Source organism: Streptomyces sp. 17_S59 (genome assembly GCF_056930295.1).
This window is the reverse complement of the sequence record NZ_JBXOWD010000001.1, coordinates 4527909-4550360: the sequence shown is the minus strand read 5'-3', so window position 1 is coordinate 4550360 and position 22452 is coordinate 4527909. Positions and strand designations below refer to the sequence as shown.

At 70.8% G+C, this 22452-nt stretch carries 19 protein-coding genes; 12 read left to right on the top strand and 7 right to left on the bottom strand.

The window, feature by feature from the left end; genetic code table 11:
• Positions 1 to 8 precede the first annotated feature (8 nt).
• A complete protein-coding gene (locus AC1Z4A_RS20685) occupies positions 9 to 599 on the top strand; it encodes a malonic semialdehyde reductase (protein WP_483680918.1) in 591 nt (196 codons plus the stop codon).
• Positions 600 to 780: 181 nt separating this feature from the next.
• Here the strand turns inward: AC1Z4A_RS20685 and AC1Z4A_RS20680 are convergent, their stop codons facing one another.
• Positions 781 to 1389 (bottom strand): DUF4245 domain-containing protein, encoded by a 609-nt coding sequence (locus AC1Z4A_RS20680; RefSeq protein ID WP_483680916.1) that lies wholly within the window; start codon positions 1387 to 1389, stop codon positions 781 to 783.
• A 121-nt stretch (positions 1390 to 1510) separates the two neighbouring features.
• Between AC1Z4A_RS20680 and glpX the strand changes: the two genes are divergently transcribed.
• Positions 1511 to 2542: a class II fructose-bisphosphatase gene (gene glpX / locus AC1Z4A_RS20675; RefSeq protein WP_483680914.1), complete on the top strand. Its 1032-nt coding sequence runs from the start codon at positions 1511 to 1513 to the stop codon at positions 2540 to 2542.
• Positions 2543 to 2671: 129 nt separating this feature from the next.
• On the opposite strand, the gene AC1Z4A_RS20670 is transcribed toward glpX, so the two are convergent.
• Positions 2672 to 3028, bottom strand: coding sequence for a WhiB family transcriptional regulator (locus tag AC1Z4A_RS20670; protein ID WP_483680912.1), 357 nt, complete (start codon positions 3026 to 3028; stop codon positions 2672 to 2674).
• 169 nt (positions 3029 to 3197) lie between these two features.
• On the bottom strand, positions 3198 to 3890 hold the full coding sequence (locus AC1Z4A_RS20665; RefSeq protein ID WP_483680910.1) for a DUF1707 SHOCT-like domain-containing protein: 693 nt from the start codon (positions 3888 to 3890) through the stop codon (positions 3198 to 3200).
• 239 nt (positions 3891 to 4129) lie between these two features.
• Between AC1Z4A_RS20665 and AC1Z4A_RS20660 the strand changes: the two genes are divergently transcribed.
• Entirely contained in the window at positions 4130 to 5794 is a 1665-nt protein-coding gene (locus AC1Z4A_RS20660) for a fumarate hydratase (RefSeq protein WP_483680908.1), read from the top strand.
• A gap of 320 nt (positions 5795 to 6114) precedes the next feature.
• On the opposite strand, the gene AC1Z4A_RS20655 is transcribed toward AC1Z4A_RS20660, so the two are convergent.
• On the bottom strand, positions 6115 to 7641 hold the full coding sequence (locus AC1Z4A_RS20655) for a ricin-type beta-trefoil lectin domain protein (RefSeq protein WP_483680906.1): 1527 nt from the start codon (positions 7639 to 7641) through the stop codon (positions 6115 to 6117).
• A gap of 108 nt (positions 7642 to 7749) precedes the next feature.
• On the opposite strand from AC1Z4A_RS20655, the gene AC1Z4A_RS20650 reads away from it, so the two are divergent.
• The 5 genes from AC1Z4A_RS20650 (at position 7750) to AC1Z4A_RS20630 (ending at position 14664) form a co-directional block, all read left to right on the top strand.
• Complete coding sequence (locus tag AC1Z4A_RS20650; protein ID WP_483680904.1) at positions 7750 to 9171, top strand: class II fumarate hydratase; 1422 nt, start codon at positions 7750 to 7752, stop codon at positions 9169 to 9171.
• A 206-nt stretch (positions 9172 to 9377) separates the two neighbouring features.
• On the top strand, positions 9378 to 10070 hold the full coding sequence (fomD, locus tag AC1Z4A_RS20645) for a cytidylyl-2-hydroxypropylphosphonate hydrolase (protein WP_483680902.1): 693 nt from the start codon (positions 9378 to 9380) through the stop codon (positions 10068 to 10070).
• A 125-nt stretch (positions 10071 to 10195) separates the two neighbouring features.
• Positions 10196 to 10870, top strand: coding sequence for a class I SAM-dependent DNA methyltransferase (locus tag AC1Z4A_RS20640; protein WP_483680901.1), 675 nt, complete (start codon positions 10196 to 10198; stop codon positions 10868 to 10870).
• Positions 10871 to 10923: 53 nt separating this feature from the next.
• Positions 10924 to 13014, top strand: a complete 2091-nt coding sequence (locus AC1Z4A_RS20635; protein ID WP_483680900.1) for a SpoIIE family protein phosphatase — start codon at positions 10924 to 10926, stop codon at positions 13012 to 13014.
• A gap of 186 nt (positions 13015 to 13200) precedes the next feature.
• The gene (locus tag AC1Z4A_RS20630) at positions 13201 to 14664 is read left to right on the top strand and encodes a catalase (protein ID WP_483680899.1); all 1464 of its coding nucleotides are present in this window, start codon (positions 13201 to 13203) and stop codon (positions 14662 to 14664) included.
• Between the two features lie 94 nt (positions 14665 to 14758).
• Here AC1Z4A_RS20630 and AC1Z4A_RS20625 read toward each other — a convergent pair whose 3' ends face one another.
• A complete protein-coding gene (locus AC1Z4A_RS20625) occupies positions 14759 to 17047 on the bottom strand; it encodes a transglycosylase domain-containing protein (protein ID WP_483680898.1) in 2289 nt (762 codons plus the stop codon).
• 209 nt (positions 17048 to 17256) lie between these two features.
• On the opposite strand from AC1Z4A_RS20625, the gene AC1Z4A_RS20620 reads away from it, so the two are divergent.
• Both AC1Z4A_RS20620 and AC1Z4A_RS20615 read left to right on the top strand, forming a co-directional pair.
• Complete coding sequence (locus AC1Z4A_RS20620) at positions 17257 to 18216, top strand: SPFH domain-containing protein (RefSeq protein WP_483680897.1); 960 nt, start codon at positions 17257 to 17259, stop codon at positions 18214 to 18216.
• Positions 18213 to 18446 (top strand): type II toxin-antitoxin system antitoxin, encoded by a 234-nt coding sequence (locus tag AC1Z4A_RS20615; RefSeq protein WP_483680895.1) that lies wholly within the window; start codon positions 18213 to 18215, stop codon positions 18444 to 18446. The genes AC1Z4A_RS20620 and AC1Z4A_RS20615 overlap by 4 nt, the downstream gene beginning before the upstream one ends.
• Before the next feature lie 101 nt (positions 18447 to 18547).
• Here AC1Z4A_RS20615 and AC1Z4A_RS20610 read toward each other — a convergent pair whose 3' ends face one another.
• Complete coding sequence (locus AC1Z4A_RS20610; protein WP_483680894.1) at positions 18548 to 19564, bottom strand: LysR substrate-binding domain-containing protein; 1017 nt, start codon at positions 19562 to 19564, stop codon at positions 18548 to 18550.
• A gap of 135 nt (positions 19565 to 19699) precedes the next feature.
• On the opposite strand from AC1Z4A_RS20610, the gene AC1Z4A_RS20605 reads away from it, so the two are divergent.
• Both AC1Z4A_RS20605 and AC1Z4A_RS20600 read left to right on the top strand, forming a co-directional pair.
• Positions 19700 to 20254, top strand: a complete 555-nt coding sequence (locus tag AC1Z4A_RS20605; protein ID WP_483680892.1) for a peroxiredoxin — start codon at positions 19700 to 19702, stop codon at positions 20252 to 20254.
• 11 nt (positions 20255 to 20265) lie between these two features.
• The gene (locus AC1Z4A_RS20600; RefSeq protein ID WP_483680890.1) at positions 20266 to 20799 is read left to right on the top strand and encodes an alkyl hydroperoxide reductase; all 534 of its coding nucleotides are present in this window, start codon (positions 20266 to 20268) and stop codon (positions 20797 to 20799) included.
• 82 nt (positions 20800 to 20881) lie between these two features.
• Here AC1Z4A_RS20600 and AC1Z4A_RS20595 read toward each other — a convergent pair whose 3' ends face one another.
• Positions 20882 to 22372 carry an AI-2E family transporter gene (locus AC1Z4A_RS20595; RefSeq protein ID WP_483680888.1) on the bottom strand — a complete coding sequence of 497 codons (1491 nt, stop codon included), beginning with the start codon at positions 22370 to 22372 and terminating at the stop codon, positions 20882 to 20884.
• Positions 22373 to 22452: the final 80 nt, after the last annotated feature.

The window sequence follows — 22452 nt, the reverse complement described above, 5'->3', positions numbered from 1 at the left end:
GCCCCGCCATGTCCCTCGCCCTCGACGCCGCCGCCCAGGACCTGCTCTTCCGTGAGGCCCACACGGCCAGCACCTTCTCGGACGAGCCCGTCACCGACGAGCAGATGCAGGCCGTCTACGACCTGATCAAGCTCGCCCCGACCGCGTTCAACCAGTCCCCGCTGCGCATCGTGCTGGTCCGCTCCGCGGAGGCCCGCGAGCGCCTGGTCTCCCACATGGCCGAGGGCAACCAGGCCAAGACCCGCACTGCGCCGCTGGTCGCGATCCTCGCTGCGGACAACGAGTTCCACGAGGAGCTGCCCACGCTGTTCCCGCACTTCCCGCAGGCCAAGGACGTGTTCTTCGGCGAGCGCCCGGTCCGCGAGAAGTCCGCCGCGCTCAACGGCGCCCTCCAGGCCGCCTACTTCATCCTCGGCATCCGCGCCGCAGGCCTGGCCGCCGGCCCGATGACCGGCTTCGACTTCGCGGGCGTGCAGAAGGAGTTCCTGGACGACGACCACACCCCGCTGATGGTCGTCAACATCGGCAAGCCGGGCCAGGACGCCTTCTACCCGCGCTCGCCGCGCCTGTCCTTCGAGCAGGCCGTCACCACCGTCTGATCCCCCTCGGATCCGAGCCGCTCGGATCCCCGGATCTCCCGGATCCCTTCGGATCCCTTCAGATCCCTTCAGATCCCTTCGGGTCCCCTCAGACGTCCGCCGCTCCTCCCCTCGGAGTGGCGGACCCGGGCCGTCCGGCGCGCCTCCCCGGCGACCGGACGGCTCCCGGCCGTCGCGCTCCTCAGCCCGAGTTCGCGTTCTTCGCCTTCTCGGCCTTGAGCGCGGCGGCCATTTCCGCAAGGCGCTCGTACGAGGCCGTGCCCGTGACGACCGTCGTCACCCCGGGCTCCTCGCGCACCAGGGCGTTGTACTTGGGGCCCGCGTAGCGGGTCCACGTGGCGTCGCCGACCTTCTGGGTCTCGTGGGTCTTCTCCGCGCGCTGGCTGACGCCGTCGACGAAGGCCCGCGCCGGGCCGTCGCTCTGCTCGACCGCGACGTATTGCCGCTGCGGGTCGAGGAAGCCCAGGTGCCACGCCGAGCCCTCCTTGCCGCCGGGCGCGTAGGAGACCGAGGTCGCCCGCCAGTCGCCGCCCAGCCCCTGGGGCGCGGCCACCGCGTAGGGCGCCGCCCGCCGGGCCGTCTCCAGCTCCACCCGGTAGTCGACCGTCCGGACCGGGTCCTTGCCGCCGTCGTGCGGGATGAAGACGTAGCTGATCCCCGCCATGGGGATCACCACCGCCATCGACAGCACCATGTTGCGGATCGTCTGCGTCTTGCCGTTCCTGCCTGCCACGCCCCCATCGTCCCCCATGCCGGTGCGGATCTTGACGGCGGCCTTGACGCCGCTCATGCGTGGGGCACTCTGCTCACTTTCGCAATCAACCGATAAAGTCATGAGCACCCTCACCCTCCTGGCCGACCCGCCACGGAGGGGCCCCACGGCCGCCGCCGTACAGAAAGGTCCCAGCCCGATGACCGATCATCACCTGCCGTCCCAGCTCGTGGTCAGCCCCGAGGCACCCGATCGCAACCTCGCGCTGGAGCTCGTCCGGGTCACCGAGGCCGGTGCCATGGCCTCGGGCCGCTGGGTCGGCCGCGGCGACAAGAACGGCGCCGACGGCGCGGCGGTCCGCGCCATGCGCGCGCTGATCCACACCGTGTCGATGAACGGCGTCGTGGTCATCGGCGAGGGGGAGAAGGACAACGCCCCCATGCTCTACAACGGCGAGCGGGTGGGCGACGGCACCGGCGCGGAGTGCGACGTCGCCGTCGACCCGGTGGACGGCACCACGCTGACCGCCAAGGGCATGGCCAACGCCATCTCCGTGATGGCCGTGGCCGAGCGGGGCACCATGTTCGACCCGTCCGCGGTCTTCTACATGGACAAGCTGGTCACCGGCCCGGAGGCGGCCGACTTCGTCGACATCACCGCCCCGGTCGGCGTGAACATCCGCCGCATCGCCAAGGCGAAGCGCTCCGCCGTCGAGGACGTGACGGTCGTCGTCCTGGACCGGCCCCGGCACGACGGTCTGGTGAAGGAGATCCGCGAGGCGGGCGCCCGCATCAAGTTCATCTCCGACGGCGATGTGGCCGGTGCGATCATGGCCGCCCGCGAGGGCACCGGCGTGGACCTGCTGCTGGGCGTCGGCGGCACCCCCGAGGGCATCATCGCGGCCTGCGCGATGAAGTGCCTGGGCGGCACCATCCAGGCCAAGCTCTGGCCGAAGGACGACGAGGAGCGGCAGCGGGCCCTCGACGCCGGCCACGACCTGGACCGCGTCCTGCACACCAACGACCTCGTCAGCGGCGAGAACGTGTTCTTCGTCGCCACCGGCATCACCGACGGCGAGCTGCTGCGCGGCGTCCGCTACCGCGCGGAGACGGCCACCACGCAGTCGCTCGTCATGCGCTCGAAGTCGGGCACCATCCGCCTGATCGACTCCGAGCACCGGCTGTCGAAGCTGCGCGCCTACAGCACGATCGACTTCGAGCGCCCCAGCTGATCACCGGCTGATTCGCAGCCGATTCCCGGCTGATCCGGCCGCGGTCGCACCCCGGCCGCGCCAACGGGCCGGGCCCCGCCGACGTGACGGCGGGGCCCGGCCCGTGTGAACAGACAGGAAACGCGGCGCTCAGCCCGCGGCGGCGATCCGCGTGGCGCGCTGCAGCTCCGCCTCGCGGCGCCGCCGCCGGGCCAGCACGACCCGCCGCTCGGCGGCCGTCAGCCCGCCCCACACCCCGTAGGGCTCGGGCTGCAACAGCGCATGCTCCCGGCACGCGACCATCACGGGGCAACGGGCACAGACGCGCTTGGCGGCCTCTTCACGGGAAAGGCGAGCGGCCGTCGGTTCCTTTGATGGTGCGAAGAAGAGCCCGGCTTCATCCCGGCGGCACACCGCCTCCGAATGCCAGGGGCCGGCCTGATCCCGCGCGGAAATCCGCTGGGACGGTACGGCGGCTTCCTGCAGGGGCTGATGCGGTAGCAGCACGGTCCACTCCTGACGACGGCTTTGCTTGGCCGATTGAGTCACCTTTGCCCGCCTCGGCGCGCACGGCCATTCGCACCCGCAGCCGTACGAGAGACGATGCACCAAGCTTTACCCGCTGTGCGCGAGCTTATTCACACCGTTGCCATGACCGGAATGCCGCGGACTGCGGTCAGTTGGCCGCCAGGAGGTTCCGCAGCCGCTTGCCGCGCCGGGGCTTCGCCTCGACCCCGCTGAACACCGCGTGGCCCGTCACCACGACGACCGGGGCGTCCGGGTCGGGCGCCTCCTGGTTCCGGACGTCGAAGGCGCCGAAGAAGCCGGAACCGCCACCGCGCACCGTGACGTTCTCCGGCAGCTTGATCTCGACCCCGCTGAACAGCGCCCAGACGTGGACGACGACCTCGCGGTGCTCGAAGACCGCCTGCGTCAGGTCGATTTCCACCCCGCCGAACAGGGCGAAGGCCTGGGTGCGCGGCGCCACCCGCCAGCGGCCCTTGCGGCTCGCGCCGCTGAAGACGGCAACGAGGTTGTCGGCCCCGCTCATTCCGGGGCGCACGGAAGCACCGGGCGGGCGCATGGGTGCGGGGCCGGCCTCGGGGCGCCGTCCGGCGGGCAGATCGCGCACCAGCGGCTCCAGCTCGCCGAGCGTCTTTGCCTGGTACACCGCGCCGACTCGCTCGGCGTGCTCCTCGGCGGTGAGCCGGCCCTCGGCCAGGGCCTCCCGCAGGATGTCGGCGATGCGGTCGCGATCCGTGTCGGAGGCGCGCAGCGCCGGACCGGAAGCAGGTTCCGCTTCCTTGCTGAGCCGCACCTTTGCGGGTGCGGACTGAACGTCTCGCTTTTCGAGGGATGACTCGTCCACGACAGCAGCGTAGCGAGACGCGATAGATCGCGAAATTAGGGCGATCCCGTAGGGGACGGAGTACGGGACCGGGGGAAGAACCGGGGGAAGGGACCGGGAAGAGACGGCGGAATCGGACCGCGGAAAGGGCACTGAGCCTTACCTCACAAACCCGGCAGCCCTCCGGCGGCCTAACCTGGAGAGCGCTGTGCTGTCGAGGAAGCCAGCACCACCATCCGCAGAGTGAGGGAATCGCCGCGATGTCTCGGCCCGAGTTTGCCTATACCGACCTGCTGCCCCTGGGCGAGGACGACACTCCGTACCGCCTCGTCACCTCCGAGGGCGTGTCCACCTTCGAGGCCGACGGCCGCACCTTCCTCAAGGTCGAGCCCGAGGCGCTGCGCAAGCTGGCCGCCGAGGCGATGCACGACATCTCGCACTACCTGCGCCCGGCCCACCTCGCCCAGCTGCGCAAGATCCTCGACGACCCCGAGGCGTCCCCGAACGACCGCTTCGTCGCCCTCGACCTGCTGAAGAACGCCAACATCGCCGCCGCCGGCGTGCTGCCCATGTGCCAGGACACCGGCACCGCGATCGTCATGGGCAAGCGCGGCCAGAACGTCCTCACCGGGGGCCGCGACGAGGAGGCCCTCTCCCGCGGCATCTTCGACGCCTACACCCAGCTCAACCTGCGCTACTCCCAGATGGCCCCGCTGACCATGTGGGACGAGAAGAACACGGGCTCCAACCTGCCCGCGCAGATCGAGCTGTACGCGACCGACGGCGGCGCCTACAAGTTCCTCTTCATGGCCAAGGGCGGCGGCTCGGCCAACAAGTCCTTCCTCTTCCAGGAGACGAAGGCCGTGCTCAACGAGGCGAGCATGATGAAGTTCCTGGAGGAGAAGATCCGCTCGCTCGGCACGGCCGCCTGCCCGCCGTACCACCTGGCGATCGTCGTCGGCGGCACGTCCGCCGAGTACGCGCTGAAGACCGCCAAGTACGCCTCCGCGCACTACCTGGACGAGCTGCCGGAGGAGGGCTCCCCGCTGGGCCACGGCTTCCGCGACAAGGAGCTGGAGGAGAAGGTCTTCGAGCTGACGCAGAAGATCGGCATCGGCGCGCAGTTCGGCGGCAAGTACTTCTGCCACGACGTGCGCGTCGTGCGCCTGCCGCGGCACGGTGCGTCCTGCCCGGTGGCCATCGCGGTCTCCTGCTCCGCCGACCGCCAGGCCGTCGCGAAGATCACCGCCGAGGGCGTCTTCCTGGAGCAGCTGGAGACGGACCCGGCGCGCTTCCTGCCGGAGACGACGGACGAGCACCTCGACGCGGACGGCGACGTCGTCAAGATCGACCTCAACCGGCCGATGGACGAAATCCTCGCCGAGCTGACCAAGTACCCGGTCAAGACCCGGCTGTCGCTGACCGGCCCGCTGGTCGTCGCCCGCGACATCGCGCACGCGAAGATCAAGGAGCGGCTGGACGCGGGTGAGGAGATGCCGCAGTACCTGCGCGACCACCCGGTCTACTACGCCGGCCCCGCCAAGACCCCCGAGGGCTACGCCTCCGGCTCCTTCGGTCCGACGACGGCCGGCCGCATGGACTCGTACGTCGAGCAGTTCCAGGCCGCGGGCGGCTCCAAGGTCATGCTGGCCAAGGGCAACCGCAGCAAGCAGGTCACGGACGCGTGCGGGGCGCACGGCGGCTTCTACCTGGGCTCGATCGGCGGCCCGGCGGCGCGGCTGGCGCAGGACTGCATCAAGAAGGTCGAGGTCCTCGAGTACGAGGAGCTGGGCATGGAGGCGGTCTGGAAGATCGAGGTCGAGGACTTCCCGGCGTTCATCGTGGTGGACGACAAGGGCAACGACTTCTTCGTCGACCCGGCGCCGGCGCCGACGTTCACGAGCATTCCGGTGCGGGGGGTGTAGGCGGGGGTTCTTTTCCCCACCCCGCCCCTTCCCGGCTGTATCGATGTGCGGCTCCGCCGCATGGGGGGCTTCGCCCCAGGCCCCGGACCGCGCTGCGCGCGGCCGCGCGGCGGAGCCGCACATCGGGCGCAGCCTCAAATGCCGGACGGGCTGAAATTCAGCCCGTCCGGGGGCACCTCCTGGGGGCACCCCCAGCGGTAGCTGGGGGAGGTAGCTGGGGGAGTTTGAGGACCGGGGGTCCGGGGGCAGAGCCCCCGCCCTGCGGCGGAGCCGCATATCGGATGCTGCGGGAAGGGGCGGGGTGGGGAAGGAAAACCCCGCTACGCGAACCGCTGGCCCGCCGAGCCGTCGCACTTCTGCAGCCGCACCGGCTCCTTCGCGCCCGTCAGCGTCAGGCACAGACCGGGCGCCGCCGCAGCGCGGAACGTCGCGCCGCTCCGCGTGAACCTCTGGTTGTCACCCCCGTGGCAGTTCCACAGCACCACGGCCGCCCCCGCCGCATACTTCCCGCCCGGCACATCCACGCACCGGTCGTGCGTGAGCGCCGTGTGCAGCGAGCCCCGCTGCTCGTCGTACCACCACTGCTGGTTGCGGCTGCCACTGCAGTCCCAGCCGCCGACCTCCGTGCCATTGGCGGAGCCGGAGCCGTACGCGTCCACGCACGTCCCCGTCGCCTCGCTCTTCAGCGGCCGGTACGCGTCGTCCCAGGCGCCCTCGCGCAGCACGGGCTGCCCGGTGCTGGCCGGGTCGGCGCAGCCGCCCTCCCGCCAGCCCGACTGGTACAGCTGGGTGAGGCAGGACGCGAAGGCGGCGTGGCCGCGCGCGTTGGGGTGGAAGGACTGCCGGACGGAGTTGGAGTCCGGCGGGAACGGGTTCGTCAGGTCGATCCACAGGCCGCGCGCCCAGGTGTCCTCCATGCACACCTCGTGGCCGTGGAAGAGCCGGGAGTTGTCGAGGTAGTACACGCCCGTGTCCTGCGCGACCTTGCGCATGCCGCGCTCGAACGCGGGCACCGCGTAGTTGCGGCCCCAGGCGGAGTCCGAGGTGTGGCCGACGCAGCCGCCGGGGATCTTCCCGGGGAAGTGGGGGTTGTCCTCGATGTCGGGGCCGATGGGGCTCGGGTAGCCCATCACGACGAGCTTGTAGTCGCCGTCCGCGTAGCCCGCGTCGGTCATGACCTTGCGCAGGTCGCGCACGGTCGCCTCGACCTTGGGCACCAGCCCGTCGACGCGCGCCTGCCACCCCGGTGCGTACTTCGGCTCGCAGGGGCCCTGCAGCAGCACGTAGCGCTCGACGCAGTCGGTCATCACGGGGCCGAACTGGAGGTCGTCGTTGGCCCCGGCGACCAGCAGGATCAGCTTGACCCGGGTGTTGCGCGCCTTGACGGCGAGGTTGTCGCTCTGCACCAGTTCGTCGGCGTACTGCTTGGTGCCGCCGATGCGGATGTTGCCGGTGTAGGCGCCGGAGCAGGCGACGTTGTAGGTGACGTCCGCGGGGATGGCCGTGCGGTGGATGGCCGCGTCGGGCGAGCGATGGCACCAGTTGCCGGGCCCGCTGGTCCCCGGTTCGTACGTCCCCACGCCCTCACCGGATATCTCGCTGTCCCCTAAGGAGACGAGCGAGGTCTTGCGCTGGTCGAGGGGGCGCACCGTGGCGTCCCCATAGAGCTTGACGGCCTCTGCGGCACGGACCTTCTCCAGCTCCGGGCTCAGCGCGGTGGCGGCCGCGGTGGTGCCGGTGCGGGAATCCGCGTGGGCCGCGGGACCGATGGCGGCCAATCCTCCGAACGCGGTGGCGAGAGCCGCGACGGACGCGAGAGCACAGCGCAGGGTGGGTCTGCGTGTCATGGAGCCTCCCCGATTTCTGTTGTTACCCGCGGTATTTAGTGGCTGGGAGTGCTGTTTGGGAACACGGTGAACAAGACAAACGCTGAGTTTTGACAGGAGGTAGTGACGATGACCGACCGTGAGCAGGACCGGCAGGACGGGCAGGACCGGCAGTACCGGATCGAGCACGACTCGATGGGGGACGTGCGTGTTCCCGCCCACGCCAAGTGGCGGGCGCAGACTCAGCGTGCCGTGGAGAACTTCCCGGTCAGCGGGCAGCGGCTGGAGCGGGCGCACATCGCGGCGCTCGGGCGGATCAAGGCCGCGGCGGCGAAGGTGAACGCCGGGCTGGGCGTGATCGGTGAGGATGTGGCGGCGGCGATCGCGGAGGCGGCGGGCGAGGTCGCCGAGGGCCGCTGGGACGACCACTTCCCCGTCGACGTCTTCCAGACCGGCTCGGGCACGTCCTCCAACATGAACGCCAACGAGGTCATCGCCACGCTCGCGAGCGAGCGGCTGGGGCGGGACGTCCACCCCAACGACCATGTCAACGCCAGCCAGTCGTCCAACGACGTCTTCCCGTCCTCCATCCACATCGCGGCCACCGCGGCCGTGACCGGCGAGCTGATCCCGGCTCTGGAGCACCTGGCGGCGGCGCTGGAGCGCAAGGCCGAGGAGTTCACGGAGGTCGTCAAGTCCGGGCGTACGCACCTGATGGACGCGACTCCGGTGACGCTCGGTCAGGAGTTCGGCGGCTACGCGGCCCAGGTCCGCTACGGCGTCGAGCGGTTGCGCTCCGCGCTGCCCCGGCTCGCCGAACTCCCGCTGGGCGGTACGGCGGTGGGCACCGGCATCAACACCCCGCCCGGCTTCTCGGCCGCCGTCATCGCCGAGGTGGCCCGCACGACGGGGCTGCCGCTGACCGAGGCGCGCAACCACTTCGAGGCGCAGGGCGCGCGGGACGGGCTGGTGGAGACCAGCGGCCAGCTGCGCACGGTCGCCGTGGGCCTGACGAAGATCGCCAACGACCTGCGCTGGATGGGCTCCGGCCCGCGCACCGGCCTGGCCGAGATCAACCTGCCGGACCTCCAGCCCGGCTCGTCGATCATGCCGGGGAAGGTGAATCCGGTGGTCTGCGAGGCGGTCCTGATGGTGGCCGCGCAGGTGACGGGCAACGACACGACGGTCGCCACGGCGGGCGCGGCCGGCAACTTCGAGCTGAACGTCATGCTGCCGGTGATGGCGAAGAACCTCCTGGAGTCCGTACGCCTGCTCGCCAACGTCTCCCGGCTGCTGGCCGACCGCGCGGTGGACGGCATCACGGCGAACGTGGAACGGGCCCGGGAGTACGCGGAGTCCTCGCCGTCGGTGGTGACGCCGCTGAATCGTTACATCGGGTACGAGGAGGCGGCGAAGGTGGCGAAGCGGGCGCTGGCGGAGCGGAAGACGATTCGTCAGGTGGTGCTGGAATCGGGGTATGTGGAGCGGGGGCTGCTGACGGGGGAGCAGCTGGATGAGGCGCTGGATGTACTGCGGATGACACGGCCGTAAATCCAGCCCGTCCGGCGTTTGAGGACCGGGGGTCCGGGGGCGGAGCCCCCGAGCTTCGCCCCCGCGCGCAGCGCGAGGGGCCCGGGGGGCCGGGGGCTTGCCCCCCGGTTTCGGGAAGGGGCGGGGTGGGGAAAGGAACCCCCTGGCCCAGACCATTGCGGCGCACATCACGGCGCACCCCCACCCCCGCCACCTAAGATCTGCGCATGGCAGCGCGCACCACGGACACAACGGGCAAGGCGCCCCGCGGCGGCAGCCGCTGGGCCGCGGGCGACCACATCCTCTGGCGCTACCGCGGCAACGCCACCGACCGCGTCCACATCTGCCGCCCGGTCACCGTCGTCCAGGACACCGACGAGCTGCTCGCCGTCTGGATGGCCCCCGGCACCGACTGCGTCAAACCGCTGCTCGCCGACGGCACGCCCGTCCACCGCGAGCCGCTCGCCACCCGCTACACCAAGCCCCGCACCACCGCGGTCACCCGCTGGTACGGGCCCGGCGTGCTCAAGCTGGCCCGGCCCGGCGAGCCCTGGTCGGTCTGGCTCTTCTGGGACCTCGACTGGCGCTTCCGGAACTGGTACGTGAATCTCGAGGAACCGCTCACGCGCTGGACCGGCGGCGTGGACTCCGAGGACCACTTCCTGGACATCGCCGTCTACCCCGACCGCAGTTGGGAGTGGAAGGACGAGGACGAGTTCGCGCAGGCGCAGCACGCGGGCCTGATGACCGCCGCACAGGCCGCGCGCACGCAGGCCGCCGGGCGCTCGGCGGTCGGTCTGATCGAGTCCTGGGGGGCGCCCTTCGCCGACGGCTGGGAGGGATGGCGGCCCGACCCCGCCTGGACCGTGCCCGCGCTCCCCGACGACTGGGACCGCACCCCGGCGCGCATCGGAACGTGAACCGGAGCGTGAATCGGGGCCGGAATCCCTTGCCGATCCCCCGCGAGGCAACCGTAGGATCAGCCTCCGCGATACTGCACAGCACGGCACGATGAAAGACAGTCAGTCAGAGGAAGGGCGGCGCCGTGAGCGGTGACGACCAGCAGGACTACGACGGCTATGCCCGGTTAGGGCTGGACCGCAGCGGTCAGGCCGAGGCGTTCGACGCCATCGGCGACCGCTACGACGAGGCGTTCCCGCACAAGGAGGGCCAGCTCGAGGGCGGCGCCTGGCTCGCGGAAGCGCTGCCGCCCGGCTCCCGGATCCTCGACGTCGGCTGCGGCACGGGCCTGCCGACGGCCCGTCAGTTGACCGCGGCGGGCCACGAGGTGACCGGGATCGACCTCTCCGCCGGGATGCTCGACCTCGCCCGCGTCAACGTACCTGGCGCCACCTTCCATTTGGGCGACCTGGCCGATCTGCGTGACGGCCGGCTGGGCCCGTTCGACGGCATCGCCGCCTTCTTCGCGCTGCTGATGCTGCCGCGCCCGGAGATCCCGTACGCCCTGCGCATGCTGCACGACCTGCTGAGACCGGGCGGACTGCTGGCCCTCTCGATGGTCGAGGCCGACATCGACGACTACGCGATCCCGTTCCTCGGCAACACGATCCGGGTATCCGGTTACCTGCGGGACGAATTGCGCCAGGTCGTGCGCGACGCGGGATTCGAGATCGCCGGGGAGAGCTCGCTGGCCTACGCCCCCGCGAGCACGGACGTACCACCCGAGATCCAGCTCTTCCTCAATCTGCGCCGCGCCTGACACACGGCGTGCCCCTCACCGGGCACCCGGCCCCGACGGATGGAACCCCACGCGTGACGGAGCACTCCAACTCCCACGGAAGACAACGCCCCTCCCCCGCGCTGCGCGCGCCCGCGGAGGCTCCGGGCGCACCCGAGCACGCCCCCGGCGCGTGCGAGCCCGTGCCCCGGCAGGCCGGCGCCCCGGCCGCCGAGGCGACCGCAGCGGCAATCGGCGAGGCCCAGGCCCACCCGGACGCGGCCGTGCACGCCCCGGCCGAGGCCACCGCCCCGCACGGCGAGGCGCACGCCTCCGCCGCGCCCGGCGACGCCGCGCCGCGCGTCCCTGCCCCGCCCCGGGACGGGGACACACCGACGCACGGCGGCAGCGGAAGCGGGAGCAGTAGCGGCAGTGGCGGTCCCGGACCGGCCGGCAACACACGGGCCGCCGGCACCTCCGGCGGAGGGGAGCGGCTCCGCTTCGTCGGGGCCGCCACCCGGCGGATCGCGCGCGGCATCGACCTGGACGAGATCGTGCTGGGCCTGTGCCGGGCCACCGTGCCGACTTTCGCGGACGCGATCCTCGTCTACCTCCGCGACCCGCTGCCCGTGGGCGACGAGCGCCCGGTGGGCCCGGTGGTGCTGCGGCTGCGCCGCACCGACCGGCTGCCCGAGTACGTGCGGGGCGACGAGCCGGCGGGTCCCCCGGTGCAGCCCGACCCCGGGCCCGAGCTGGCCGAGGCGGCCGCGGAGCGGTGCGAGGTACGCATAGGCGGGCCGCTCGCGGAGGTGCTGCGGGGAGTCCGGCCCGTGTTCGGGGACTCCCCCGCCGCGCGGGCGGCCCTTCCCGAACTGCTGGGCGAAGGCCGGCACGTCCCGGACCGGCACCGCACGATCCTCGCACCGCTGCGCGGGCGGCGGCGGGTGACGGGCGCGGCGGTGTTCATCCGCCGCCAGGACCGGCCCGCATTCGAGAGCGACGACCTGCTCGTCGCGGCGCAGCTGGCCACCCACACCGCCCTCGGGGTGGACAAGGCGGTCCTCTATGGGCGCGAGGTCTACATCGCGGACGAGCTGCAGCGCACCATGCTCCCGGACTCGCTGCCCCAGCCGACCGGCGTCCGGCTGGCCAGCCGCTATCTGCCGGCCGCCGAGACGGCCCGGGTGGGCGGCGACTGGTACGACGCGATCCCGCTGCCGGGCAACCGCGTGGCCCTGGTCGTGGGCGACGTCATGGGCCACTCCATGACCTCCGCCGCGATCATGGGTCAGCTGCGCACCACCGCGCAGACCCTCGCCGGGCTGGACCTGCCGCCCCAGGAGGTGCTGCACCACCTGGACGAGCAGGCCCAGCGCCTGGGCAGCGACCGCATGGCGACCTGCCTGTACGCGGTGTACGACCCGGTCGCCCACCGCATCGTGATCGCCAACGCGGGGCATCCCCCGCCCGTGCTGCTGCACCGCGGCGGCCGCGCCGAGGTGCTGCGCGTGCCGCCGGGGGCGCCGATCGGCGTGGGCGGGGTGGACTTCGAGGCGGTGGAGCTGGACGCACCCGCCGGAGCGACCCTGCTGCTCTACACGGACGGCCTGGTGGAGTCCCGGATCAGGGACGTGTGGACCGGCATAGAGCAGCTGCGCGAGCGGCTGATCGAGACGGCCCAACTGACCGGCCCCAATCCGCCGCCCCTGGAGCCGCTCTGCGACGAGGTGCTGGGCATGCTCGGCCCGGGCGACCGGGACGACGACATCGCCCTGCTCGCGGCCCGCTTCGAGGGCATCGCGCCCAGTGACGTCGCCTACTGGTTCCTGGACCCGCGCCCGCAGACCGCCCGCCAGGCGCGCCGGCTGGCCCGCCGGGCGCTCACCCGCTGGGGCCTGGAGGAGCTGACGGACGCGGTGGAGCTGCTCGTCAGCGAGGTGATCACCAATGCCGTGCGGTACGCCGAGCGGCCGATCACGCTGCGGTTGCTGCGGACGGACGTACTGCGCTGCGAGGTGGGGGACGACGTGCCGCAGCTGCCCCGGCTGCGCCAGGCCCGGCCCTCGGACGAGGGCGGCCGCGGGCTGTACCTGGTGAACAAGCTGGCCAGGCGGTGGGGGGCGACCCGGCTGAGCACCGGGAAGGTGGTGTGGTTCGAGCTGGGGCTGCCCGCGCACGCGCGCTGAGAAGGGGGCCGAGGAGGGGGCTCAGGAGGGGCGGCGAGCGGGGTTCGCTTCCGTTCACCCGTACGAGGTGGAATTCTGGACAGTGTCCAGTCCGCTGTTGCCGACATGATGTCGGCGAGGTTGACTGGCTCGGGTGGAGGGCGGTCCGGCCGTGCCCTCACCATCCCCGTTCCGGGAGGCGTCCCCATGACCGACTCGGCGCAGAGCACCTCGTACACCACGAACAACGTCGGCATCCCCGTGGAGAGCGACGAGCACTCGCTCACCATCGGTGACACCGGCCCCATCCTCCTCCAGGACCACTACCTGATCGAGAAGATGGCCCAGTTCAACCGCGAACGGGTCCCCGAGCGAGTGGTCCATGCCAAGGGCGGCGGCGCCTACGGCACCTTCCAGGTGACCAACGACGTCAGCCAGTTCACCAAGGCCGCCCTCTTCCAGCCCGGCAAGCGCACGGAAATGCTGGCCCGCTTCTCCACCGTGGCCGGCGAGCAGGGGTCGCCCGACACCTGGCGCGACCCGCGCGGTTTCGCGCTCAAGTTCTATACGGAACACGGCAATTACGATCTCGTCGGCAACAACACCCCGATCTTCTTCGTCCGCGACCCGCAGAAGTTCCAGGACTTCATCCGCTCCCAGAAGCGCCGCCCCGACAACGGCCTGCGCGACAACGACATGCAGTGGGACTTCTGGACGCTCTCGCCGGAGTCCGCCCACATGGTCACCTGGCTGATGGGCGACCGGGGCATCCCGAAGACCTGGCGGAACATGAACGGCTACAGCTCGCACACGTACATGTGGGTCAACGGCGGCGGCGAGAAGTTCTGGATCAAGTACCACATCAAGACCGACCAGGGCATCGACTTCCTCACCCAGGCGGAGGCCGACGAGCTGGCGGGCACGGACCCCGACGTGCACCGCAAGGATCTGTACCAGTCGATCGAGACCGGCAACGCGCCCTCCTGGACCATGTACGTCCAGGTCATGCCGTTCGAGGACGCGCCCGACTACCGCTTCAACCCCTTCGACCTCACCAAGGTGTGGCCGCACGGCGACTACCCGCTGATCGAGGTCGGCCGGATGACGCTCGACAGGAACCCGGACGATTTCTTCGTCCACATCGAGCAGGCCGCGTTCGAGCCCTCCAACCTGGTGCCCGGCATCGGCCCGTCCCCCGACAAGATGCTGCTCGGCCGACTCTTCTCGTACCCGGACACCCACCGGTACCGCATCGGGCCGAACTACACCCAGCTGCCGCCCAACCGGCCGCACTCCGTGGTGAACTCGTACGCCAAGGACGGCCCCATGCGCTACGAGCCCGCGAACACGGCCCGCCCGTACGCGCCCAACTCCTACGGCGGCCCGGCGGCCGACACCCAGCGGTTCGGCGAGATCGCGGGCTGGGCGGCGTCCGGCGAGATGGTGCGCGAGGCGTACAAGCTGCACCGCGAGGACGACGACTGGGGCCAGGCCGGGACGATGGTCCGCCAGGTCCTGGACGACGCCGCGCGCGAGCGGCTGGTCTCCAATGTGTCCGGCCACCTCAAGGCGGGCGTGAGCAGGCCGGTGCTGGACCGCGCGCTGCAGTACTGGCGCAACATCGACAAGGACCTGGGCGACCGGATCGCCACCCGGGTCAACGGGGCCTGAGGCCCGGGGCCTGCCCTCCCCGAACGCGGACCGGCCGCTGTCCCTCCCGTACAGGGAGGGACAGCGGCCGGTCGTGTCAGGGCGTCCGCGGCGCCTAGGGCTGCGGCTTCTCGCCGCCGTTGGGCCGGGTGCCGCCGCCGCTGGGGTCGCCGGTCGGACCGACCGTGGGGCCCGTCGGTGTGGGTGTCACCGGCGGCTTGGGCGGCGTCGGCGGCTTGGACGACGCCGTGGGACCGCCCGACGGGGTCTGCCGCGACGGGCTCGACGACGGGGACGGCGAGTGCTGCGAGGCCGAGGGCGACGGGCCGCGCGAGGGGGACACGGAGGGCGTGCCGCTCGCCGCGGGCTTCTGCGGCACGGCCGGGACGGCCATGTCCTCGGTGTCCAGGTCGAACTTGGCCTTGTCGTCGCCGCCGAAGACGGACGCGTTGTACGCGGCCCAGATCTTCGCCGGGTACGTGCCACCGTTGACGCGGCCCTTGCCACCCGTGTTCGTCAGGGTGACCTGCTTGCCGTTCTTCTCCATGTCCTCGCCGAACAGGCCGACGGAGGTGACCAGGCCGGGCGTGTAGCCGGTGAACCAGGCCGAGATGTCCTCGTCGGCGGTGCCGGTCTTGCCCGCCACCTGGTAGTCCGGGCTGCTCACCACGTTGGCCGTACCGTCGTCGACCACGCCGGTCAGGACGGAGGTGAGGCCGTCGGCGGTGTTGCGCTTGACCACGCGGTCGCCGATCGGGTCGGGGAGGCTGAACTCCTGGCCCCGGTGGGTGGCCGATGCGATGACGCTCGGGGTGACCTTCTTGCCGTGGTTGTCCAGGGTGGCGTAGACGCCGGCCATCTCCATGGGGCTGGCGCCCATGGAGCCGAGGGCCATCGCGGGGGTCTCCTTGAAGTCGGCCTTCATGCCCAGGTCGGCGGCCGTCTTCTTGACCTTCTCGAGGCCGACGTCCACGGCCATCTGCGCGAAGACCGTGTTGACCGAGTCGTTCATGGCCTTCTGCACGGTGACCGCGGGGTCGGAGTAGCCGTCCTCGTTCTCCGGGGCGTAGCCGTCGCCGCCGGTGCCCACGACCGCCCGCTTGTTGGTGCCGTCGTAGATCGTGCCGGGCGCGATCGGCTTGTGGTCCTGGGTCTTGGAGCCGTTCTCCAGGGCCGAGGCCAGGATCAGCGGCTTGAAGGTCGAGGCGGGCTGGTAGTCGGCCCGGGTGGCGTTGCTCACCTGGTGCTGGACGAAGTCCTGGCCGCCGTAGAGGGCCACGACCTTGCCCGTCTTCGGGTCCACGGACACCGCGCCGACCTGGACGTGCTTGTCGACCTCGCGGCTCTTCGGGTCCAGGTCGTCGGTCAGCTTGTCCTTGACCGCCTGCTCCAGGGCCTTCTGCCTCTTGTTGTCGATGCTGAGGGTGATCGTCCAGCCGCCGGCGTTGAGTTCCTGCTCGGCGTCCTTCTGGCTGCGGCCCTGCGCCACCAGATCCCGGACGATCTCGCGCTTGGCGGCCTCGATCAGGTAGCCGTTCTGGCCCGCGAGACCGGCGGCCACCGGGGGCTTGCCGGGCTCCTCGAACTGCATCTTCTGCCGCTCGCCCTGGTCGAGCCACTTCTGCTCGACCATCTTGTCCAGGACGTAGCCCCAGCGCGCCTTGGCGTTGGCCTTGCCCGCCTCGGTGGCGGTGGCCCAGTCGTACTGGCTTGGCGCCTGGAGCAGGGCGGCCAGGTAGGCGCCCTCCTGGAGGCTGAGCTTGTCGACGTCCTTCTGGTAGTACGCCCGGGACGCGGCCTGGATGCCGTAGGCACCGCGGCCGTAGTAGCTGGTGTTCAGGTAGCCCTCGAGGATCTTGTCCTTCGACAGCTTGTCCTGGACCTTCAGCGAGATGATCAGTTCCTTGACCTTGCGGCTGACGGTCTGCCGCTGGTCCAGGTAGTAGTTCTTGACGTACTGCTGGGTGATCGTGGAGCCACCCTGCTTGCCACGGCCCATCAGGGTGTTGACGATGCCGCGCGCAGTGCCCTTGAGGTCGACGCCGGGGTCGGTGTAGAAGTTCTTGTTCTCGGCGGCCACAACGGCTTTCCGGATGTTCTCCGGCACCTTCTCCAGCGGGACTTCCTCGCGGTTGACCTGGCCCACCCGCGCGATGGTCTTGCCGTCGGCCGACTTGAAGACGTTGCTCTGCAGCTGGGCCGCCTTGTTGCCCTCACCCGGCACGTCCACGTACAGGTAGAGCGCGTAGAACGTGCCCGCGCCCAGGGCAATCACGCCTATGAAGTAGGCGAGCAGCAACTTCCAGGTGAAGAACCGGCGTATGCCTTTCTTCTTGGGCTTTTTTCCGCCCCTGTCAGGGCCCGTGCCCTTCTTCTGCGCTCGTCGCGCTTCCGCTCGGCCCATCTCTCCCGTAGCTCCAGTCCGTCCGCCCCCAACCCAGCTCATGAAGCTAACACCGCAACTGCCACCAAACGCCCATCGATCACGGCAATAACGGACGTGACATACAGCACCCCGGGTGGCGGGAACCCGGTACGGCGTAGTGCGGGAAACCGTACAGGGCGATAAAGTGCTATCACTTTGCTAGACACTGGAAGAACGGGGGCTCCACCATGTCCGCATCACCCGCATCACCCGCATCGGACGCCGACACCGTCACCGAAGTTCCGCCCGCCCCGGCCCGGGACGGCATCCACGAGCGCCCCGCCGGGGACATCGCCGGCGGCCTCGCCCTCCTGCTCGGACTGCTGGGCCTGCTCGCCGGAGCCGGGTCCGTCGCCACGGGGGCTGCCGTGCACCTGGCCGACGGCCTGCGGTTCGCGCTGATAGCGGGCGGCATCCTGTTCGGCATCGCCTCGCTGGTGGCGATGTCCGGGCTGAACACCGTCGCGCCCGGCCAGGCGTACGTGGTCCAGCTCTTCGGCCGCTACCGGGGCACGATCCGCACCGAGGGGCTGCGCTGGGTCAACCCCTTCACCAGCCGCGAGAAGGTCTCCACGCGGGTCCGCAACCACGAGACCTCCGTCCTGAAGGTCAACGACGCGTACGGCAATCCCATCGAGCTGGCCGCCGTCGTGGTGTGGCAGGTCGACGACACCGCGCAGGCGATGTTCGCGGTGGAGGACTTCCAGGAGTTCGTCGCCGTCCAGACCGAGGCGGCCGTGCGGCACATCGCCATCGAGTACCCCTATGACGCGCACGACGAGAACGCGCTGTCGCTGCGCGGCAACGCCGAGGAGATCACCGAGACGCTCGCCCGCGAGCTGCACGCCCGGGTCGAGGCGGCCGGCGTGCACATCATCGAATCCCGCTTCACGCACCTCGCCTACGCGCCCGAGATCGCCTCGGCCATGCTCCAGCGGCAGCAGGCGGGCGCAGTGGTCGCAGCCCGGCAGTTGATCGTCGAGGGCGCGGTGGGCATGGTGGAGCAGGCCCTGGAGCGGATCAGCGAGCAGGGCTTCGTCGAGCTGGACGAGGAGCGGAAGGCGGCCATGGTGAGCAATCTGATGGTGGTGCTGTGCGGTGACCGGGCCGCGCAGCCCGTCCTGAACGCCGGCACCCTCTACCAGTGACGGAGGACCCGCCCCCGCAGTCGCAGCCGCAACGGCGCAAACAGGTGCTGCTGCGGCTCGACCCGTCGGTCCACGATGCGCTGGCGCGCTGGGCGAACGACGAGCTGCGCAGCGCGAATGCGCAGATCGAATTCCTGCTGCGGAAGGCGCTGGCGGAGGCGGGGCGGCTGCCGAAGGATGTGGGCACGATGAGGAGGCGGGGCAGGCCCCGCAAGTCGGGAGACGGCTGAAATTCAGCCCGTCCGGCGTTTGAGGACACCGCGCGCAGCGCGGTCCGGGGTCTGGGGCGCAGCCCCAGTTTCGGGAAGGGGCGGGGTGGGGAAAGGAACCCTCACTCCACGATCCGCACCGGCAACCGCCCCAACTCCCCCCGCAGCGCCCTCGCGAACTCCTCGAACTCCCCCTGCCGCGCCGCTCCCGCCCGCATCGCCAGCGCAACGCGCCGCGACGGCGCAGGCTCCGCGAAATAGCCCGTCGCAAGCGCGTCGCTCCGCCCCGTCTCCACCCGCAGCGCAGTCCGCGGCAGCAGCGTGACCCCGAGCCCGCCCCCCACCAGCTGCACCAGCGTCGACAGCCCGGCCGCACTCGTGGTCATCGGCGCGCCCTCCACCCGGCCCGCCTCCCGGCAGATGTCGAGGGCCTGGTCGCGCAGGCAGTGGCCCTCGTCCAGCAGCAGCAGGTCCAGCTCGCGCAGCGCCGCGCGCGGAATGTCGCCGCGCCCGGCCAGCCAGTGGTCGCAGGGTGTGACGAGGACGAAGTCCTCGTCGAAGAGCGGCAGTTCGGTGACCCCGGGCACCCCCAGCGGCACCGCGAGCAGCAGCAGGTCGAGCCGCCCCTGGGTGAGCCCGTCCAGCAGCGAGGAGGTCTGCTCCTCGTGGACCTGGAGGTCGAGTTCCGGATACGAGTCGTGGACCAGGCGCAGCACGGTCGGCAGCAGGTAGGGCGCCACGGTGGGGATCACCCCGAGCCGCAGCACGCCGGTGAAGGGCGCGCGGGCCGCCTCGGCCTCCTCCATGAAATCGCCGACGGCGTCGAGCACCGTACGGGCCCGGGCAGCGAGCCGCTCACCCGCGGGACTGAGCAGCACCTTTCTCGTCGTACGCTCGAGGAGCTGAATTCCGAGCAGTTCCTCGAGCGCCGAGACGGCCCCCGAGAGCGCGGGCTGGCTCATCCCGATGGCGGTGGCGGCGTCGCGGAAGTGCAGGTGCTCGGCGACCGCGGCGAACGCGCGGAGCTGGGCAAAGCTGGGCTGCCGGGGCCGCGCCGGCGGGACCTTCGCGGCCCCCGGCCACGCGGCCGGACCCCCGCCCGCATCCGGCTGCTGCCCCTTGGCTATGGGCGACGACATCACTGATAACCACCTCCGATCAACATCACCCAGTCTAGCTATTTCCGCTATCAATGCCTCCTATGGCACTGTGGTGGTCGTCCAACCCGCAGGAAACCCCATCAACAGGGCTTTCCTCCGTTGCAAGGAGAGCGCGTGCTCACTGTCGGTGACAAGTTCCCCGAGTTCGACCTGACCGCCTGTGTGGACCTCGACGCGGACAAGGCCTTCGCGCAGATCGACAACAAGACCTACGAGGGCAAGTGGAAGGTCGTCTTCTTCTGGCCCAAGGACTTCACCTTCGTGTGCCCGACCGAGATCGCGGCCTTCGGCAAGCTGAACGACGAGTTCGCCGACCGTGACGCCCAGATCCTCGGTGTCTCCGGCGACTCCGAGTTCGTCCACCACGCCTGGCGCAAGGACCACAAGGACCTGCGCGACCTGCCCTTCCCGATGCTGGCCGACGCCAAGCACGAGCTGATGCAGGCCTGCGGCGTCGAGGGCGAGGACGGCTACGCCCAGCGCGCCGTCTTCATCGTGGACCCGAACAACGAGATCCAGTTCGTCATGGTGACCGCCGGCTCCGTCGGCCGTAACCCCAAGGAGGTCCTGCGGGTCCTCGACGCCCTGCAGACGGACGAGCTGTGCCCCTGCAACTGGAACAAGGGCGAGGACACCCTCGACGCCGTCAAGCTCCTCGCCGGCGAGTGAGCTGATTCCCCATGGCGCTCGATGAGCTGAAGTCCGCGGTACCGGACTACGCCAAGGACCTGAAGCTGAACCTGGGCTCGGTCATCGGCAACTCCGACCTGCCCCAGCAGCAGCTGTGGGGCACCGTCCTCGCCTGCGCGATCGCGACCCGCTCGCCGATCGTGCTCCGCGAGCTGGAGCCGGAGGCCAAGGCCAACCTCTCCCCGGAGGCGTACAACGCCGCCAAGTCCGCCGCCGCCATCATGGCGATGAACAACGTCTACTACCGCACCCGGCACCTGCTGTCGGACCCGGAGTACGGCAACCTGCGCGCGGGCCTGCGGATGAACGTCATCGGCAACCCCGGCGTGGAGAAGGTCGACTTCGAGCTGTGGTCCCTGGCCGTCTCCGCCATCAACGGCTGCGGCATGTGCCTCGACTCGCACGAGCAGGTGCTGCGCAAGGCCGGTGTGGACCGCGAGACGATCCAGGAGGCGTTCAAGATCGCCTCCGTCCTGCAGGCCGTCGGCGCCACCCTGGACGCCGAGGCCGTGCTGAACGGCTGATCCGGTTCACCACGAAGAGGGCCCCGACCGAAAGGTCGGGGCCCTCTTCGTCATGGCGTCACGACACCACGGCGTTACGACATCACGTCGACGACGGCGGCGCGGCGACCGGAGCCGCGGCATCCGCCCGCGTCCCGGCCCCCGCCCTCGCTCCCGCACCCGCCTCCGCTTCCACATCCGGCGGCCCCCCACGCGCCGCGCCGTCCCGGTCCAGAGCGGTCTGCTCCGCCGCCGCCTGTTCCGCCGCGCTCCGCGCCGCCTCCTCCTTGGCGTACGCCCGCAGGTATCCGACGACCGTATTGCTCACCGCCACCAGCGGCACCGCGACCACCGCACCGCCGATGCCCGCGATCATCGAGCCGGCCGCGACGGACAGCACCACGGCCAGCGGGTGGACCCGCACCGCGCGCCCGAGGATGAAGGGCTGCAGCACATGGCCCTCGATCTGCTGCACCGCGAGCACCACCACGAGCACCATCGCCGCGGTGAAGACGTCCCTGGTGACCAGCGCCACGATCACGGCCAGGGCGCCCGAGACGACCGCGCCGACCAGCGGGATGAAGGCGAACAGGAAGATGAAGACCGCCAGCGGGACGGCCATGGGCACATCGAGGCAGAAGATCCCGACGCCGATGCAGATGGCGTCGATCATGGCCACTATCACCGTGCCGCGCACATACGCCGTGAGCGTGGCCCACGCACGCGGACCGGCACCCGCCACGCCGTCGCGGGCCGCGCCCGGCACCAGCTTGAGCAGCCACTCCCAGATCTTGGGGCCGTCGTAGAGGAGGAAGAGGGTGCTGAACATCGCGAGCAGGATGCCGGTCATCACCTCGATGATGACCTGGACGCCCTCTATGCCGGCCGAGGTGATGTCCTTGGTGTTGGTGCCGATCGCCTCGCTGAGCTTGTCGGCGATGTTGTTGATCTGGTCCTGGCTGACATGGAACGGGCTGTTCAGCAGCCACCGCTTCAGCTCGGTGATGCCGTGCTGCACCTGCTTGGACAGGTCGTCCAGGTTCTCCGTCACCTGCCACGCCACGAACCAGCCGACCAGCCCCATGATCACGCAGCCGGAGACGAAGGTCATGGCGGTGGCGAGCCCGCGCGGCACGCCGTGCCGCTTGAGCCAGGCGACGGTCGGCTGGAGCAGCGCCGTGATGAGCAGGCCGATGACGAACGACAGCATGACCAGCCGTACGGAGCTGATGACCCGCATCAGCACATAGACGGTGCCGGCCAGCACCAGCAGCCGCCAGCTCGCCTCCGCGGCCACCCGCACGCCCCAGGGGACGGCGTCGACCGGGTCGGGGCGCGGAGCCGCGGGCGCGGGCATGGGTACAGGCGCAGGCGCAGGCGCGGGCACCGGATCGGATACGGACGTGGCTACGGGGACGGGCGCCGGCACGGCCGCCGGTTCCGGTTCGTGGTCCCGGGCCGGGGCATGCGCAGACCGGGCCGCGGGCACGGGCACGGCGTCCCGCTCCGCGGCGGCCTTGCGGGCGTCGAGGTGTTCGGCGAGCCGTATCAGCCCCGAACCCACGCCACCGACCCATCGTGGCAATCTGGACATTCTTCTTCCTCTACCCCCACTCCCCCGTGGCCATCCTCGTCGACGTTACCTGGCCCGGGACGCCGAGACGCCCCCGGCCG

Bases quoted from the DNA above. Each gene is read 5' to 3' on its own strand.
- AC1Z4A_RS20625 (WP_483680898.1), bottom strand. From the start codon at position 17,047: ATGGGCCGAGCGGAAGCGCGACGAGCGCAGAAGAAGGGCACGGGCCCT.
- AC1Z4A_RS20600 (WP_483680890.1), top strand. From the start codon at position 20,266: ATGGCGCTCGATGAGCTGAAGTCCGCGGTACCGGACTACGCCAAGGAC.
- AC1Z4A_RS20650 (WP_483680904.1), top strand. From the start codon at position 7,750: ATGACCGACCGTGAGCAGGACCGGCAGGACGGGCAGGACCGGCAGTAC.
- AC1Z4A_RS20685 (WP_483680918.1), top strand. From the start codon at position 9: ATGTCCCTCGCCCTCGACGCCGCCGCCCAGGACCTGCTCTTCCGTGAG.
- AC1Z4A_RS20630 (WP_483680899.1), top strand. From the start codon at position 13,201: ATGACCGACTCGGCGCAGAGCACCTCGTACACCACGAACAACGTCGGC.
- AC1Z4A_RS20660 (WP_483680908.1), top strand. From the start codon at position 4,130: ATGTCTCGGCCCGAGTTTGCCTATACCGACCTGCTGCCCCTGGGCGAG.
- AC1Z4A_RS20680 (WP_483680916.1), bottom strand. From the start codon at position 1,389: ATGAGCGGCGTCAAGGCCGCCGTCAAGATCCGCACCGGCATGGGGGAC.
- fomD (WP_483680902.1), top strand. From the start codon at position 9,378: ATGGCAGCGCGCACCACGGACACAACGGGCAAGGCGCCCCGCGGCGGC.
- AC1Z4A_RS20610 (WP_483680894.1), bottom strand. From the start codon at position 19,564: ATGTCGTCGCCCATAGCCAAGGGGCAGCAGCCGGATGCGGGCGGGGGT.
- AC1Z4A_RS20595 (WP_483680888.1), bottom strand. From the start codon at position 22,372: ATGTCCAGATTGCCACGATGGGTCGGTGGCGTGGGTTCGGGGCTGATA.
- glpX (WP_483680914.1), top strand. From the start codon at position 1,511: ATGACCGATCATCACCTGCCGTCCCAGCTCGTGGTCAGCCCCGAGGCA.
- AC1Z4A_RS20620 (WP_483680897.1), top strand. From the start codon at position 17,257: ATGTCCGCATCACCCGCATCACCCGCATCGGACGCCGACACCGTCACC.
- AC1Z4A_RS20655 (WP_483680906.1), bottom strand. From the start codon at position 7,641: ATGACACGCAGACCCACCCTGCGCTGTGCTCTCGCGTCCGTCGCGGCT.